Origin of the sequence: Bacillus sp. bc15, from assembly GCF_900142585.1 — a bacterium.
GTDB classification, from domain to species: domain Bacteria; phylum Bacillota; class Bacilli; order Bacillales; family Bacillaceae_G; genus Bacillus_A; species Bacillus_A cereus.
Genome location: NZ_FRBJ01000033.1, coordinates 1 through 2,381, shown reverse-complemented (window position 1 = coordinate 2,381; position 2,381 = coordinate 1). Strand labels below are relative to the sequence as shown.

Genomic DNA, 2,381 nt, shown 5'->3' with positions numbered 1-2,381 from the left:
TCTAGCGCCGATGGTAGTTGGGACCTTGTCCCTGTGAGAGTAGGACGTCGCCAAGCAACTTTAAGACGAGTCAGAATGACTCGTCTTTTTTGTATTTTGTAACTTCTTTTCAAAGCTAATTACATATTTATATAAGTTTTATTCGATTTCTTTCGTGATTTTTGATATGTAATTTAAGATTTTCTATTTTATTTCTTAAAGATAAGATTCACTGGTGTGTTAAAATAGTACAGTTGTTTTTTGATGTACTTTAATATAAGAAGATTTAAGTTAGAAAAGGAGATAATATGAAAAGGATAGGTATAATTACTATAGTAGTCTTAGTCCTTCTATTAATCGTGTATATGTTAGTTGGGAATTATTTTTATAACTACGCGTTGAATGCGAAACAAGAAAAAGAATTTTTGCAAGATAATCCTCATTTAGTAGAAACGGTAAATGCATCGGGAGATGTATTGGCTACAAATGAAGAAAAGAATGCGAACTTCGTATCGAAGTATAAACCTAACACATTAACTATACGTTCTTTCGATAAATTGAATTTAAAAGGCTATGAATATATGAATGAATCATCTAGTCATAAATGGGCAATTGTGGTTCATGGATACAATGGTAGAGCATCAGAAATGACGAAATATATTCGTAACTTTTATGAACAAGGCTATAATGTCATAGCACCAGACCTTCGTGGGCACGGAAATAGTGAAGGGGATTATGTTGGTATGGGCTGGCATGATCGTAAAGATGTTTTGATTTGGATTCAACAAATCTTAAAGAAAGATCCTAATGCTGAAATAGCTCTATTTGGTGTTTCAATGGGCGGGGCAACTGTAATGATGACTTCAGGAGAAGATTTACCTTCTAATGTTAAAGTTATTATTGAAGATTGTGGATACTCAACCGTTATTGATGAATTTACTTATCAGCTAAAAGATTTATTCCACTTGCCGAAGTTTCCTGTTATGAATGCGGCAAATACAGTTACAAAATTAAGAGCTGGATATGATTTAGAAGAAGCTTCAGCTGTAAAACAAGTGGCGAAAAGTAAAACACCTATGCTATTCATTCATGGGGATGCTGATACATTCGTTCCTTTTGAAATGTTAGATGAAGTATATAATGCTGCAAAAGTAGAAAAAGAGAAATTAATTGTTCCAGGTGCTGGGCATGGAGAAGCGGAGAAAGTAGATTCGAATAAATATTGGAATACCGTATGGAAGTTCGTAGGGAAGTATATTCCGGCATAATTAAAGTTGTTGCATTTATATAGACGATAATCGGAGGGATAATAGTTAATCCTTTTGATTATCGTTTTTTTGTTAATTAGGTAGTCTGCTATAAGTGTATTTTTGTATGTACTATATGAAGGAGATAGAGCAAAAACTTTTGAATTCCTTAATCTCAGTGCTACAATGATTGAAAACTAAATGTTAATGAGGTGTTTATATGAAAATTGAGGTTTGGTCGGATTTTGTATGCCCATTTTGCTATATTGGGAAACGTAGATTAGAGATGGCTTTAGAGCAATTTCCACATAAGAAGGATGTTGAAGTTGAGTTTAAAAGTTTTGAGTTGGATCCGAATACTCCCGTTTACTCTGGAACAAGTATTAATGAAGTGCTTGCATCAAAGTATGGAATTAGTATTGAAGAAGCTAAGCGTAATAACGTACAGCTAGGAAATCATGCAGCTAGTATGGGTTTAAGTTTTAATTTTGATGAGATGAGGCCGACGAATACGTTTGATGCGCATCGTCTTGCGAAGTTTGCAAAGAATCATGGGAAAGAAAAGGAGATTACGGAGAATCTACTTTTTGCATATTTCACTGAATCGAAAAATTTAAGTGATGTGGATACACTTGCTATTATCGCTGCAGCCTCAGGTTTAGATAAGCAAGAAGCTTTAAATGTTATTAATGATAAAAATGCGTACGCAAATGATGTTAGAATTGATGAAGCGATTGCTCAGCAATATCAAATTTCGGGAGTGCCTTATTTTATTATTAATCAAAAGTATGCTATTTCAGGTGCACAACCACTTGAAACTTTTGTTGGTGCACTTCAGCAAGTTTGGGAAGAAGAGAATCCTGCACCGAAGTTACAGGAACTTTCAGCAGATGGTGGAAGCGATCTTTCTTGTGCTGATGGAAGTTGTTCGGTGCCGTCGAAAGAACAATAGTTTTTATGGTAGAAGAGCACCCCATAGATTGTTCTGTGGGGTGCTTGTATATAACTATAGAAGAAATACGTAAATGAAATCTATAAAATATAAAGTTTTTTAAAAAACGTGTTGACGATTATACTTTAGAGGTGTAATATAGAACAAGTCGCCGATGACATTAACGTCGCAAGCGACAAACGAAATGAAAAACTTAGTTGACA

At 34.4% G+C, this 2,381-nt stretch carries 2 protein-coding genes; both read left to right on the top strand.

Annotated elements, in window-relative coordinates; all coding sequences use genetic code 11:
- Nucleotides 1–287 precede the first annotated feature (287 nt).
- Complete coding sequence (locus BUA87_RS29760; RefSeq protein ID WP_000821101.1) at nucleotides 288–1,247, top strand: alpha/beta hydrolase; 960 nt, start codon at nucleotides 288–290, stop codon at nucleotides 1,245–1,247.
- 199 nt (nucleotides 1,248–1,446) lie between these two features.
- Nucleotides 1,447–2,178, top strand: coding sequence for a DsbA family oxidoreductase (locus BUA87_RS29755; protein WP_071713890.1), 732 nt, complete (start codon nucleotides 1,447–1,449; stop codon nucleotides 2,176–2,178).
- Nucleotides 2,179–2,381 lie beyond the last annotated feature (203 nt).